Raw genomic sequence first — 12,806 nt, 5'->3', positions numbered from 1 at the left:
CATGTGGGAGGTGCCGCCATGACCATCACGACCCTATCCAGTCGAGAACTTAACCAGGATGTTACCCGTGCAAAGAAGGCGGCCAAATATGGTCCGGTGTTCATCACGGATCGCGGTAAGCCCGCCCATGTATTGTTGAGCATCGAGGAATACCAGCGGCTTACGAAGCAGCGCCGCAATATTGCCGATTCTCTAGCTATGCCGGACGTTGCGGACATCGAGTTTGAAGCACCGCGTGTGACCATCGGTACCCAGCCGGCTGACTTCTCATGATGTTCGTTCTCGACACCAACGTGGTGTCCGAACTGCGAAAGGTTCGGGCCGGCAAAGCTGACCCGAACGTTGCGGCATGGAGTGAAAGCGTCGATGCCGCCGAGCTTTTCGTGTCCGCCATCACCATCATGGAGCTGGAGCTCGGTGTTCTGTCGATTGAGCGAAAAGACGCCACCCAAGGGGCCTTGCTGCGCTCGTGGCTGGAGCAACATGTGTTGCCGGAGTTCTCTGGGCGAACATTGCCAATCGATACAGCAGTGGCGCAACGCTGCGCCCGGCTGCACGTGCCCGACAAGCGAGGCGAGCGTGACGCGCTCATTGCAGCAACGGCCCTTGTTCATGGCATGACGGTAGTCACCCGCAATGTGGCTGATTTCGAAGCGACAGGAGTGCCTATCCTCAATCCGTGGGAAGCGATGCAATAGAGGCTTATTTTCTTACAGGCAAGGATGAGGCAGGCCAATTGACCTGGTAGCGGGTGCTGCGCCCGCCACTCTCCAGGCCCAGCCGCCGCGCCAGGGAGGCGCGCACCGACTCGACATTTCTTCCAAGGTCGGTGAGCCGAATAAGTGGATCATTCGGCTCATTGGATTAGCCGATTGTGCGAGCTATTCGGCTCAGCGTGCAGGCGGGGCGATGAGTCTTGAAGTCATAGGTATCCGAGTCTATAGTTTCAATGCGCCAATGGCGTACATAAGGGCAAGGGATTGCATGATCTTCATCGAAACGCCGATCTTCACCGAAGACCTTCGGGAGTTGCTCAGCGACGACGAATACAAGCACTTCCAGCAGTACCTGGCAGAGAATCCCCAGGCTGGTGATGTGATCCAGCACACCGGCGGGCTCCGGAAGGTACGCTGGAAGGCGAATGGGAAAGGGCAGTGCGGTGGTGTTCGGGTGATCTACTACCACATGATGGCGGCCCATCAGATTCGGCTGCTATTGATCTATAGGAAAGGTGTGAAGGACGACCTGTCCGAGGATGAAAAGAAAGTGCTCCGCGATCTCAACAAAGGGTGGCAGTGATGGAAAAGAATCTCTTCAGCCGGCTCGTTCAAAGCATGGAGCAGATGAACGAGATCGACCGCGGCGAGCGTCAACCTTCACGCGAGTTCCATGTGGATGCGCTACAGGTCAAAAGCATCCGCCAGGCCACGGGGCTGTCGCAGGCGGCGTTTGCCAAGGCGATCGACGTCGCCCTGGGCACACTGCGGAATTGGGAGCAGGGAAGGCGGGAGCCGGAAGGTCCGGCCAAGGCCTTGTTGAGGGCGATACACAACGATCCCGAGCATGTTATCGCCGCCCTGAAACGCTGAATCTCGTTCCAGGAAACCCGGGCTCGAAAACGTGAAAGCCGCGCAGTGCGCGGCTTTCATGCTTTCGAAGAGTGGTGGGCCCACACGGATTCGAACCGTGGACCAAAGGATTATGAGTCCTCTGCTCTAACCGACTGAGCTATAGGCCCCCAGAAGGCCGGCGGATTATACCGGCGTCCCTTGCGCAGTGCCAATCGGCTGCAGCGGGGTGAGGAAACGGGCTGCGAATTGTTCGGCAGGCAGGGGTGGGCTGAGGGCGTAGCCCTGGACCTGGTCGCAGCCTTCTTCGGCGAGGAAGCGTTCCTGTTCCTCGCGTTCCACGCCTTCGGCGATGATGGTGAGGTTCATGCTGCGGCCCAGGGCGATCACGGCGCGGGCGATGGCGGCGTCGTGGGGGTCGTCGGGCAGGCCGTGGACGAAGGACTGGTCGATCTTGAGGATGTCCAGCGGCAGTTGCTTGAGGTAGCTGAGCGAGGAGTAGCCGGTGCCGAAGTCGTCGATGGCCAGTTGTACGCCCAGGCCCTTGAGGGCGTGTAGGGTGTCCAGGGCCTCGTCGGTCTGGTGCATCAGGAAGTTCTCGGTGATTTCCAGTTGCAGCCTGGGGGCGTGCAGGTTGTAGCGCTGCAGCAGCTCGCGCACCTGGTCGACCACGTCGTGCTGGTACAGCTGGGCGCCGGCCAGGTTCACCGACAGCGGGCCGAAGGCGGCGTGGCTCTGTTGCCAGCGGCTCATCTGCCGGCAGGCTTCTTCCAGCACCCAGGTGCCCAACGGCAGGATCAGCCCGGTTTCCTCGGCCAGGGGGATGAAGCGGTCCGGCGGGATGGCGCCGTACTTGGGGTGGCTCCAGCGGATCAGCGCTTCGGCGCCCACCAGCGCACCGCTGTCCAGGGCCTGCTTGGGCTGGTAGTAGAGCTGCAGCTGGTGGGTTTCCAGGGCGCGGCGCAGTTCGTGCTCCAGGGCCACGCGTTCGTTGGCCTGGAAGGTCAGCTCGCGGGTGTAGAACTCGACGCGGTTGCGGCCCTGGGCCTTGGCCCGGTACATGGCGGCGTCGGCGTTCTTCACCAGGGTGGCGACGTCCTTGCCGTCCACCGGGAACAGGCTGATGCCGATGCTGGCGCTGACGAAGAATTCCTTGTCGTCGGCGACGAAGGCGTGGCTGAAGCAGTTCAGCAGCTTCTTCGCCACGTGCTCGGCATCGCTGGCCTGGTGCAGGCCGGGCAGCAGGATGATGAATTCGTCGCCGCCCTGGCGCGCCACTGTGTCGATGTCGCGCAGCTGTTCGCGCAGGCGCCGGGCGATGGATTTCAGCAACTGGTCGCCGACCGGGTGGCCGAGGCTGTCGTTGATGTGCTTGAAGCGGTCCAGGTCGAGGAACAGCACGGCGCCCAGCTGCTGTTCTTCCTGGCTTTCCTTCAGCGCGGTGGTCAGCCGGGTCTCGAACAGCAGGCGGTTGGGCAGGCCGGTGAGCGGGTCGTGGTGGGCCTGGTAGTCGAGGCGGGCCTGGGCGTACTTGAGCGTGGAGATGTCGGCGAAAACGCCGACGAAGTGGCTGGTTTCGCCGTTGTTGCCCCGCACCGCGCTGATGGTCAGCCATTCCGGGTAGAGCTCGCCGCTCTTGCGCCGGTTCCAGATCTCGCCCTGCCAGTGGCCTTCGGCGTTGAGGTGGTGCCACATGGCGACGTAGAAGCTGCTGTCGTGCTGCCCCGAAGCGAGCAGGCGCGGCGACTGGCCGAGCACTTCGTCCTCGCCGTAGCCGGTGATTTCGCTGAAGGCGCGGTTGACCGCGATCATGCGCTGGCTGGCGTCGGTGATCATCACGCCTTCGGCGGTGCTTTCGAACACGGTGGCGGCCAGGGTGAGCTTTTCCTGCATCTGTTGGCGTTCGGTGATGTCGCGGGCGATGGTCAGCAGGCAGTCTTCGCCGCTGATGACGATATGGTGCGCCGAGAGTTCGCAGAGCCGGGCGGCGCCTTCGCGGGTGCGGATGAAGGCGGTGAAGTCCTGCACCGTCGAGCGTTCGCGGATCATCTGCAGCAGGCGCTCGCGGTCCTGCGGGTCGGCCCACAGGCCTAGCTCCAGGGTCGAGCGCTCGCTGGCGCTCTCGCGGCCATAGCCGGTGATGCGGGTGAAGCCTTCGTTGGCCTCCAGCAGCAGGCCGTCGCGGATGCGGGTGATGAGCATGCCGTCGGGGGAGGCATGGAAGGCCTTGGCGAATTTTTCCTCGGAGGCGCGCAGTTGCTCCTGGGTCTGCTTGAGCTGGGAGATGTTGCGCGCCACCACCACCAGGGCGGGCGTGTCGTCCAGGGCCACGCGCTGGGCCGAGAGCAGGGCGGTGAAGCGGCCGCCGTCGCGGCGATGCAGGCTGATCTCGATGTTGTTGAGGTTCTCGCCCTGCAGGCGTTCGAGCATGCGCGGGCCCATGCCCGGTTCGCTCCAGATGTTCAGCTCGGTGGCGGTCTTGCCCAGGGCCTCGCTGGCGGGGATGCCGACCTGTTGTTCGAAGGTGCTGTTCACCGCCAGCAGGCGCCCGTCGATGCGCCGGGCCAGGACGATGATGTCCGGGCAATGGTGGAACACCGAGGCGAATTTCTGTTCGGACAGGCGCAGCGCCTGTTCGGTGCGCTTGGCCTCGGTGATGTCGATCATCAGGCCGCGCAGGATGAGTTCGTCGCCGTGGTGGATGAGGGTGACGATGTCGCGGATCCACACCACGCGGCCGTCGGCGGCGAGCATCCGGTAGTCCAGGCTGTGGTTGCGCCCGGCGCGGCTCTCGGAGAAGCAGTAGCTCATCGCCTGTTCGGCGTCGGCCGGGTGCAGGGTGCGTTGCCAGAAGCCCGGCGTCAGCCACTCGTGCTGCGGGTAGCCCAGCAGCTCCTGGGCGTGGGGCGAGACGTAGGTGAAGCGGTTTTCCGACAGGCGCATCTCCCAGGCGATGGCGGCCATGCTCTCGACCAGGCCGCGGAAGTGCTGCTCGCTGTCGCGCAGTGCCTGTTCGAGTTTCACCCGTCGCGCCATTTCGCCGCGCAGGCGGCGGTTCATCGCCACCAGGGCGGCGACTATCGCCAGGCTCGCCAGCAGCACCGGCAGGCCGATGGTCAGCAGGTGCCGCGACCAGGCCGGCCGGTTATCCAGCAGGCCGCCGACCCAGGGCGCCTGCAGGGCTTCGACCTCGTCGCCGGTGAGTTCGGCGAAGAGTTTGTCGAGGATGCCGGCGAGCATCGCGTCGTTGCGCGGCACGGCCATGGCCAGTTGGTAGCGGTAGGGCGTCTCGCCGCTGATCTGGATGCCTTCGAGGCGGAGCTGGCGCAGGCTCCAGACGCTGGAGGCGAAGTCGCCGACGAAGGCGTCGACCTGCCCGGTGGCCAGTGCCTGCAGGGCTGCCGCGACGCTGGGCAGGGGCAGCAGGTTGAGGTCCGGGTGCTTGGCGATCAGCAGTTCATGGGGCGCGTAGTGGTCGACCACGCCGACCTTCAGGCCGTACAGCGCCCTCAGGTTTTCCGGGTTGGGGCCATCCCTGCGGGCGAGGATGACGATGGGGAAGTCCAGGTAGGGGCGGGTGAAGGTCAGGTATTCGCTGCGTTCCGGCGTCGCCATGATGCCCGGCAGCAGGTCGACCTGGCCGTCGCGCGCCTGCTGCAGGACCTCGCTCCAGCTGCTCGGCTCGCTGGGCTGCATGCCGACCTGCAGGCGTTCGCTGATCAGTTGCACGTAGCTGGCGGCGAGCCCCTGGTAGTGGCCCTGGTCGTCGCGGAACTCGAAGGGTGGCCAGGAGGCATCCACGCCCAGGCGCAGCTGCGGGTGCTGGCGCAGCCAGGTCTGCTCCTCGGGGGTTAGGGTGAGCGCGCTCGCCTGGGAAGCCCAGAATGCCAGGCACAACAGAACAACCTGCAGACGCGGCATGGAGGGCCTCGATCCGGGGGAGGGATACGCCGAAGTGTAGTCGGGCCCTCGCCGCTCCAGTAGCCCCCTGCCAGTATCCCTGAAAGAAAAACCCCCGGGCTGTGCCGGGGGTTCTTCGATCACTCGTCGAGGAAGGAGCGCAGGTGTTCGCTTCGCGACGGGTGGCGCAGCTTGCGCAGCGCCTTGGCTTCGATCTGGCGGATACGTTCGCGGGTCACATCGAACTGCTTGCCGACTTCCTCGAGGGTGTGGTCGGTGTTCATGTCGATGCCGAAGCGCATGCGCAGCACCTTGGCTTCCCGGGCGGTGAGGCCGGCGAGGACTTCGCGGGTGGCTTCCTTGAGGCTCTCGCTGGTCGCCACTTCGATGGGCGACTGCATGGTGGAGTCCTCGATGAAGTCGCCCAGGTGCGAGTCTTCGTCGTCACCGATCGGGGTTTCCATGGAGATCGGTTCCTTGGCGATCTTCAGGACCTTGCGGATCTTGTCTTCCGGCATGTCCATGCGTTCGCCCAGCTCTTCCGGGGTCGGTTCGCGGCCCATTTCCTGGAGCATCTGCCGGGAAATGCGGTTGAGCTTGTTGATGGTCTCGATCATGTGCACCGGAATACGGATGGTGCGCGCCTGGTCGGCGATCGAGCGGGTGATCGCCTGGCGGATCCACCAGGTGGCGTAGGTCGAGAACTTGTAGCCGCGGCGGTATTCGAACTTGTCCACCGCCTTCATCAGGCCGATGTTGCCTTCCTGGATCAGGTCGAGGAACTGCAGGCCACGGTTGGTGTACTTCTTGGCGATGGAGATCACCAGACGCAGGTTGGCCTCGACCATTTCCTTCTTGGCGCGGCGGGCCTTGGCCTCGCCGATGGACATGGCGCGGTTGACGTCCTTGATCTCGGAGACCTTGAGGTCGACGTTGCTTTCCAGCGCGGAGAGCTTCTGCTGGTTGCGGATGACGTCGTCCTTCACGCGCTCCAGGGCTTCGGCGTATTTCGGCTTGGCCTTGAGCACGCCGTTGATCCAGGATTCGTCGGTTTCCTGGCCGGGGAACAGGCGCAGGAAGTCGGCGCGCGGCATGCGCGCGTCACGCACGCACAGCTGCATGATGGCGCGTTCCTGGCGGCGCACCTGGTCCAAGGCATCGCGGACGCGGGCGACCAGGACGTCGAACTGCTTGGGCACCAGCTTGATCGGCATGAACAGCTCGGCCAGGGCGAGCATTTCCGCGTCGGCCTGCTTGCTGCCACGACCGTGCTTCTTCAGTGCCTTCTTGGTCTTGTCCAGCTGATCGGCGACCAGGCCGAAGCGGCGCGCGGCCTCTTCCGGGTCCGGACCGCCGTCGCCTTCGTCTTCGCTGTCGTCTTCGGACTCCTCGTCCTCTTCCTCGTCATCCTTGGCCTTGGCGCCAGCGCTGTCCTTGAGGTCGAGTTCCACTTCCTCGGCGGGCACCGAACCGTCGTCCGGGTCGATGTAGCCGCTGAGGATGTCGGACAGGCGGCCGCCTTCGCTGACCACCCGCTGGTATTCGGCGAGGATGCCGTCCACCGCGCCAGGGAACTGGGCGATGGCGCTCATGACCTCGCGGATGCCTTCCTCGATGCGTTTGGCGATCTCGATCTCGCCTTCGCGGGTCAGCAGCTCCACGGTACCCATCTCGCGCATGTACATGCGCACCGGGTCGGTGGTGCGGCCGACGTCGCTCTCCACCGCGGCCAGCGCGGCGGCGGCTTCCTCGGCGGCGGCTTCGTCGGTATCGGTTTCGGCCAGCAACAGGGCATCCGCATCCGGGGCTGTCTCGAATACGTTGATCCCCATGTCGTTGATCATGCGGATGATGTCTTCCACCTGTTCCGGATCGGAAATATCCTCCGGCAGGTGGTCGTTGACCTCCGCGTAAGTCAGGTAGCCCTGCTCACGACCACGGCTGATCAACTCTTTGAGACGAGATTGCTGTTGCGCTTTTCCGGACATAACACCCTATCCACTGAAGGTCTTGGCGGGCTGAAATAAGCCGAGGATTATACCAGATTCGAGGCTTCAGGCGCCAGTTCAGCTCTGGGGGCCTGGTGAAGAGGCGTTGCTGAAGTGCTCCCTCAATAGAGCTTTCTCTTCGTCAGTCAGTTCACTGGGGCTCTTCTGCATCACGCTGCGCAGCCGCGCTTCGCGGCTGTTGTGCAGCTGACTGTGTGCAAGTGTAGTAATGGTGTCGCAGAACTGCTTTTCAAGATTGCCCTGGTCGATCAGCCATTCCTTTTCCGCCAGGGCCTGCAGCAGGCGCCCTTGCGGAGTGCCGTGCCAGCGCGCGATCAACTGCATCGAGCGCTGCTTCGGGTTCTTCTGCAGCGCTTCGACGAGCGCCGCCAGCAGTTGCGAGTAGGTCTGCCCTTCGTTGGCGAAATGGCTGGCGTCCTCGACCTTCTGCGCCAGTTGCGGGTGGTGCAGCAGGGTGCGCAGCGCGGTCAGGGTGGGGGATTCGACGCTGATCTCGGTGCGCGGCTGGCGCGGGGCGAAGTCGCCGCGCTTGCCGCCCTTGCCTCCTTTGCCGTCCCATTTGCGCTCGCCTTTCCAGGGCTTCTTGCCCGGTTTGCCACCGGCGAAATCCGACGGCGCCTCGAAATAGCTGGCGCTGTCCTGGTAGCTGGGCTCGCCGTGATCGGCGAAGTGGCCTACATCGTAGTCGCTGTATTCGTGCGCGTGGCTGTCCGCAGCGGCGTTCGGCGTGGCCTGGCCGTGCCCCTGGCCGCCGCTGGCGCGCGGCGCGTTCAACTGGTTCAGCGCCTCGCCGCTCAGGCCGGTGATCTGGCCCAGGCGCTGGCGCATCAGCAGGCGCAGGGTGTTGCCGGGTATCTTCTCCAGCAGCGGGCCGGCCAGGGTCGCCAGGTGCGCCTTGCCTTCCAGGGTGCTGGGGTCGGCTTCCTGCGTCAGCTGCTGGAAGAAGTAGTCGGCCAGCGGCTGGGCCTGGTGGGTCAGGCGCGCGCGGAAGGCGTCGGGGCCTTCGGCGCGGACCAGGCTGTCCGGGTCCTCGCCCTCGGGGAGGAACAGGAAGCGGATCTTGCGGCCGTCCTGCAGGTTCGGCAGGGCCGATTCCAGGGCGCGCCAGGCGGCCTTGCGCCCGGCCTGGTCGCCATCGAAGCAGAACAGGATGTTCGGCACCAGGCGGAACAGGCGTTTGATGTGCTCCTCGCTGGTGGCGGTGCCGAGGGTGGCCACGGCGTTGCGGATGCCCTGTTGCGCCAGGGCGATCACGTCCATGTAGCCTTCCACCACCATGATCTCGTCGAGATCGCGATTGTTCTTGCGCGCCTCGAACAGCCCGTAGAGCTCCTGGCCCTTGTGGAACACCGGGGTTTCCGGGGAGTTCAGGTACTTGGGCTTGTCGTCGCCCAGCACCCGGCCGCCGAAGGCGATCACCCGCCCGCGGCTGTCGCGGATGGGGAAGATCACTCGGTCGCGGAAGCGGTCGTAGCGCTTGCCGCTGTCGGGGTTCTCCACCAGCAGGCCGGCGTCGAGCATGGCCTTGAGCTGCAGGTTGTCGCCGCCCAGGTGCTTGAACAGGTTGTCCCAGCCCGGCGGGGCGAAGCCCAGGCCGAAGTCGCGGGCGATCTCGCCGGTCAGGCCGCGGCCCTTGAGGTATTCCACCGCGGCCTTGCGCGCCGGGTGGCTCTTCAGCGCCTGGCGGTAGTAGTCGGCGGCGGCGCTCAGCAGCGGGTACAGCGGCGAGTCGGTCGGCTGCCGCGGCTTGCCGCGCCGGCCTTCCTCGCGGGGCACGTCCATGCCGGCGCGCTTGGCCAGGTCCTCGACGGCCTGGATGAAGTCCAGATTGTCGTGGTCCATGATGAAGCCCAGCGCATTGCCGCCGGCGCCGCAGCCGAAGCAGTAGTAGAACTGCTTGTCGGGGCTGACCGTGAAGGAGGGTGTCTTCTCCTTGTGGAACGGGCAACAGGCGCTGTAGTTCTTGCCGGTCTTCTTCAACTGGATGCGCGAACTCACCACATCGAGGATGTCGGTGCGGTTGAGCAGGTCATCGATGAAGGATTGCGGAATCAGGCCGGCCATAGACTCGTCGGGACGCAGGATGGACCCAGGCATACACCCAAGGCTGGCTTGGAGTATGGCATTTCATGGGGCGTGAAAAGCAAAAAACTCCGAGCTTCGCCAGGCGCGAATCGGAGTGCGGTGTAGCCTTTCAGGCACTCGCCCGGCGAGTGGGCCGGGCGATGTGCAGAGCGTGCGGCTGAGTCGAACTCAGTACAGGCGCTCGCGGCGGCGCTGTTCGCGCTGCACTTTCTTGGCGTGACGCTTGACAGCGGCAGCGGCCTTGCGCTTGCGCTCGGCGGTGGGCTTTTCGTAGAACTCGCGGCTACGGACTTCAGCCAGTACACCGGCTTTTTCGCAGGAGCGCTTGAAACGACGCAGGGCTACGTCGAAGGGTTCGTTCTCTTTAACTTTGACGGCGGGCATCCAGGTCGTACCTTCAATGATTACCGGGGATTTATCGCGCTCCTGGCAGTAGGCACTGGAGACGGCGGTTTTCAAGGGTTGCGGATATTAACGGTTCGGGCTCAGGAATGCAAAGCCTCCGATCGAAAAACGCTGGTCGGCGTCCGCAGCGGGCGATTATCATCCGCCGCTTCTCATTTGCCCAGAACTGAAGGCTCGAACCCATGCGTGTGCTGGGGTTGGAAACCTCTTGCGACGAAACCGGCGTCGCCCTCTACGACAGCGAACGCGGCCTGCTGGCCGACGCGCTGTTCAGTCAGATCGACCTGCATCGCGTCTACGGCGGCGTGGTCCCCGAGCTGGCCTCGCGCGACCACGTCAAGCGCATGCTGCCGCTGATCCGCCAGGTGCTCGACGAGGCCGGCTGTCCGCCGAGCGGGATCGACGCCATCGCCTACACCGCCGGCCCCGGCCTGGTGGGCGCGTTGCTGGTCGGCGCGTCCTGCGCCCAGGCCCTGGCGTTCGCCTGGGGCATACCGGCCGTCGGCGTGCACCACATGGAAGGCCACCTGCTGGCGCCCATGCTGGAAGAGCAGCCGCCGCGATTCCCGTTCGTCGCCTTGCTGGTTTCCGGTGGCCACACCCAACTGGTGCGGGTGGATGGTATCGGCCGCTACCAACTGCTGGGCGAATCCCTGGACGACGCCGCCGGCGAGGCCTTCGACAAGACCGCCAAGCTGCTCGGCCTGGGCTACCCCGGCGGCCCGGAGATCGCCCGGCTGGCCGAGCGGGGCGCCCCGGGGCGCTTCGTGTTTCCCCGGCCGATGACCGACCGGCCCGGCCTGGATTTCAGCTTCAGCGGCCTCAAGACCTTCGCCCTGAACACCTGGCAGCGCTGCCGCGAGGCGGGCGACGACGGCGAGCAGACGCGCTGCGACATCGCCCTGGCCTTCCAGCAGGCGGTGGTCGAGACGCTGACCATCAAGTGCCGCCGCGCCCTCAAGCAGACCGGCCTGAAGAACCTGGTGATCGCCGGTGGGGTCAGCGCCAACCGCGCCCTGCGCGAGCACCTGCAGAAGATGCTCGGCGAACTCCGTGGCCAGGTGTTCTACGCCCGTCCACGGTTCTGCACCGACAACGGCGCGATGATCGCCTACGCCGGTTGCCAGCGCCTGCTGGCCGGCCAGCACGACGGCCCGGCCATCGACGTGCGCGCGCGCTGGCCGATGGAGTCGTTGCCAGCCGTCTGACGACGGTGAGCCGAAAGCGACGAGCTGTAAGCTGCAAGCGGCGTGGTGCCACTTTTCGCTTGCAGCTTACAGCTTGTCGCTTGAAGCTCTACGCCCTAGAAATGTCTCTCGCGCCCGGCCAGCAGGTCGCGCAGGTTGCCGCGGTGGCGCCAGACGATGAGCCCGGTGAGGAAGGTCATCGGCAGCAGCGCCGCCGGCAGTTGCCAGGCCAGCAGTGGCAGGGTGAGCGGGGTGGCGACCAGCGAGGCCAGCGAGCTGGTGCGGGAGAGCTTGAAGGTGAGCAGCCAGGCCACTGCAGCGAGCAGCGCGGCCGGCGGGTAGAGCGCCAGGAGCATGCCGGCGGCGGTGGCCACGCCCTTGCCGCCACGGAAGTTGAAGTACAGCGGGTAGAGGTGGCCGATCACCGCCGCCACGCCGACCCAGGCCTCCTGCATCGCGCCCAGGCCGAACAGGCGGGCGACGAGCACCGGCACCAGGCCCTTGGCCAGGTCGCCGACGAGGGTGAGGATGGCGGCCTTTTTCCCGGCCAGGCGCAGCATGTTGGTGGCGCCGGGGTTGCCGGAGCCGCCGGCGCGCGGGTCGGCGGTGCCGAACAGGCGACTGAGGAGTACCGCGAAGGACAGCGAGCCGAGCAGGTAGGCGAGGATCGCCAAGAGCCAGACCATGGTTTCCACCGGGGACGAGACTGTCCCCGATTCTAGCGGGGTGGCGTACGCTTGTCGTGCACTGGCCTTGGAGCAGCAGTAAGTGGACAGAGTTTTTATCGAGGGCCTGGAAGTCGACACCGTGATCGGCGTCTACGACTGGGAGCGGGGGATACGCCAGTGCCTGCGCCTGGACCTGGACCTGGGCTGGGACATCCGCCCGGCGGCGGCCGATGACGACATCGCCAAGGCGCTGGACTACGCAGTGCTTTCCGAGCGCATCGGCGAGTTCGCCCGCGATGCGCATTTCCAGCTGGTGGAAACCTTCGCCGAGCGCCTGGCCGCGCTGCTGATGGCCGAATTCGGCATCCAGTGGCTGCGCCTGCGGGTGACCAAGCCGGGAGCGGTCGCCGCTGCTGCCGGCGTTGGCGTGGAGATCGAACGCGGATGCCGCTGACCACCGTCTTCCTCGGCCTGGGGAGCAACATCGAGCGCGAGCGCCATCTGCACGCTGGGCTCGAGGCGCTCACCGGCTTCGTCCACGACCTGCGCTGCTCGCCGGTGTTCGAAAGCGAGCCGGTGGGCATCCGCAGCGGTCCCTTCATCAACCTGGTGGTGAGCGGCGAGACCGAGCTGCCGCTGGCCGAGCTGAGCCTGCGGCTGAAGCACATCGAGGCCGACAACGGCCGCTATGCGCCGGAACGCAAGGGCCTGCCGCTGGACATCGACGTGCTGCTCTACGGCGACCTGCACGGCGAGTTCGACGGCCTGGTGCTGCCGCGCGCCGAGGTGCTGAAGAACGCCTTCGTGCTCTGGCCCCTGGCATTGCTGGCGCCGCAGGTGCTGCACCCGGGGGCCGGCCGTGACTTCGCCAGCCTCTGGGCCGAGGCGGACATCGACCAGCGCCTGTGGCCGGTGCCTTTCCAGTGGCGCGGCACCGAGTTGACGCCGGCGGCGCTGATCGCGGCGCATCCGGCGGTCTGATCC

12 protein-coding genes and 1 tRNA gene are annotated in these 12,806 nt (G+C 65.5%); 7 read left to right on the top strand and 6 right to left on the bottom strand.

Going from position 1 to position 12,806, the window contains the following annotated elements; all coding sequences use genetic code 11:
* The first annotated feature begins 18 nt into the window (after positions 1-18).
* From VV867_RS13090 to VV867_RS13075, 4 genes are all read left to right on the top strand, one after another.
* Positions 19-273, top strand: coding sequence for a type II toxin-antitoxin system Phd/YefM family antitoxin (locus tag VV867_RS13090; protein ID WP_328566606.1), 255 nt, complete (start codon positions 19-21; stop codon positions 271-273).
* Positions 273-698, top strand: coding sequence for a type II toxin-antitoxin system VapC family toxin (locus VV867_RS13085; RefSeq protein WP_328566641.1), 426 nt, complete (start codon positions 273-275; stop codon positions 696-698). The genes VV867_RS13090 and VV867_RS13085 overlap by 1 nt, the downstream gene beginning before the upstream one ends.
* 286 nt (positions 699-984) lie before the next feature.
* Positions 985-1,299 carry a hypothetical protein gene (locus VV867_RS13080; RefSeq protein WP_328566605.1) on the top strand — a complete coding sequence of 105 codons (315 nt, stop codon included), beginning with the start codon at positions 985-987 and terminating at the stop codon, positions 1,297-1,299.
* Positions 1,299-1,589: a helix-turn-helix domain-containing protein gene (locus VV867_RS13075; protein WP_089392953.1), complete on the top strand. Its 291-nt coding sequence runs from the start codon at positions 1,299-1,301 to the stop codon at positions 1,587-1,589. The genes VV867_RS13080 and VV867_RS13075 overlap by 1 nt, the downstream gene beginning before the upstream one ends.
* A 72-nt stretch (positions 1,590-1,661) precedes the next feature.
* Here VV867_RS13075 and VV867_RS13070 read toward each other — a convergent pair.
* The 5 genes from VV867_RS13070 to rpsU all read right to left on the bottom strand — a co-directional run bounded on the left by VV867_RS13070 (position 1,662) and on the right by rpsU (position 9,946).
* Positions 1,662-1,738: transfer RNA gene (locus tag VV867_RS13070), tRNA-Ile, on the bottom strand.
* A 16-nt stretch (positions 1,739-1,754) separates the two neighbouring features.
* Entirely contained in the window at positions 1,755-5,489 is a 3,735-nt protein-coding gene (locus tag VV867_RS13065; protein ID WP_328566604.1) for an EAL domain-containing protein, read from the bottom strand.
* A 119-nt stretch (positions 5,490-5,608) separates the two neighbouring features.
* Positions 5,609-7,456: an RNA polymerase sigma factor RpoD gene (gene rpoD, locus VV867_RS13060; protein WP_328566603.1), complete on the bottom strand. Its 1,848-nt coding sequence runs from the start codon at positions 7,454-7,456 to the stop codon at positions 5,609-5,611.
* A gap of 78 nt (positions 7,457-7,534) precedes the next feature.
* The gene (gene dnaG / locus VV867_RS13055; protein WP_328566602.1) at positions 7,535-9,541 is read right to left on the bottom strand and encodes a DNA primase; all 2,007 of its coding nucleotides are present in this window, start codon (positions 9,539-9,541) and stop codon (positions 7,535-7,537) included.
* Between the two features lie 189 nt (positions 9,542-9,730).
* Positions 9,731-9,946, bottom strand: coding sequence for a 30S ribosomal protein S21 (gene rpsU, locus VV867_RS13050; protein WP_003085057.1), 216 nt, complete (start codon positions 9,944-9,946; stop codon positions 9,731-9,733).
* Positions 9,947-10,149: 203 nt separating this feature from the next.
* Here rpsU and tsaD point away from each other — a divergent pair, with 203 nt between their 5' ends.
* Positions 10,150-11,175 carry a tRNA (adenosine(37)-N6)-threonylcarbamoyltransferase complex transferase subunit TsaD gene (gene tsaD / locus VV867_RS13045; protein ID WP_328566601.1) on the top strand — a complete coding sequence of 342 codons (1,026 nt, stop codon included), beginning with the start codon at positions 10,150-10,152 and terminating at the stop codon, positions 11,173-11,175.
* A gap of 95 nt (positions 11,176-11,270) precedes the next feature.
* Here tsaD and plsY read toward each other — a convergent pair whose 3' ends face one another.
* Complete coding sequence (plsY, locus tag VV867_RS13040; protein WP_089392958.1) at positions 11,271-11,840, bottom strand: glycerol-3-phosphate 1-O-acyltransferase PlsY; 570 nt, start codon at positions 11,838-11,840, stop codon at positions 11,271-11,273.
* 82 nt (positions 11,841-11,922) lie between these two features.
* Here plsY and folB point away from each other — a divergent pair, with 82 nt between their 5' ends.
* Positions 11,923-12,276, top strand: a complete 354-nt coding sequence (folB, locus tag VV867_RS13035) for a dihydroneopterin aldolase (RefSeq protein WP_089392959.1) — start codon at positions 11,923-11,925, stop codon at positions 12,274-12,276.
* Positions 12,267-12,803, top strand: a complete 537-nt coding sequence (gene folK, locus VV867_RS13030) for a 2-amino-4-hydroxy-6-hydroxymethyldihydropteridine diphosphokinase (RefSeq protein ID WP_328566600.1) — start codon at positions 12,267-12,269, stop codon at positions 12,801-12,803. The genes folB and folK overlap by 10 nt, the downstream gene beginning before the upstream one ends.
* The last annotated feature ends 3 nt before the right edge of the window (positions 12,804-12,806 follow it).

This window comes from Pseudomonas sp. JH-2, from assembly GCF_036231725.1.
GTDB lineage: Bacteria > Pseudomonadota > Gammaproteobacteria > Pseudomonadales > Pseudomonadaceae > Pseudomonas > Pseudomonas delhiensis.
This window is presented reverse-complemented; position numbering and strand designations above follow the sequence as displayed.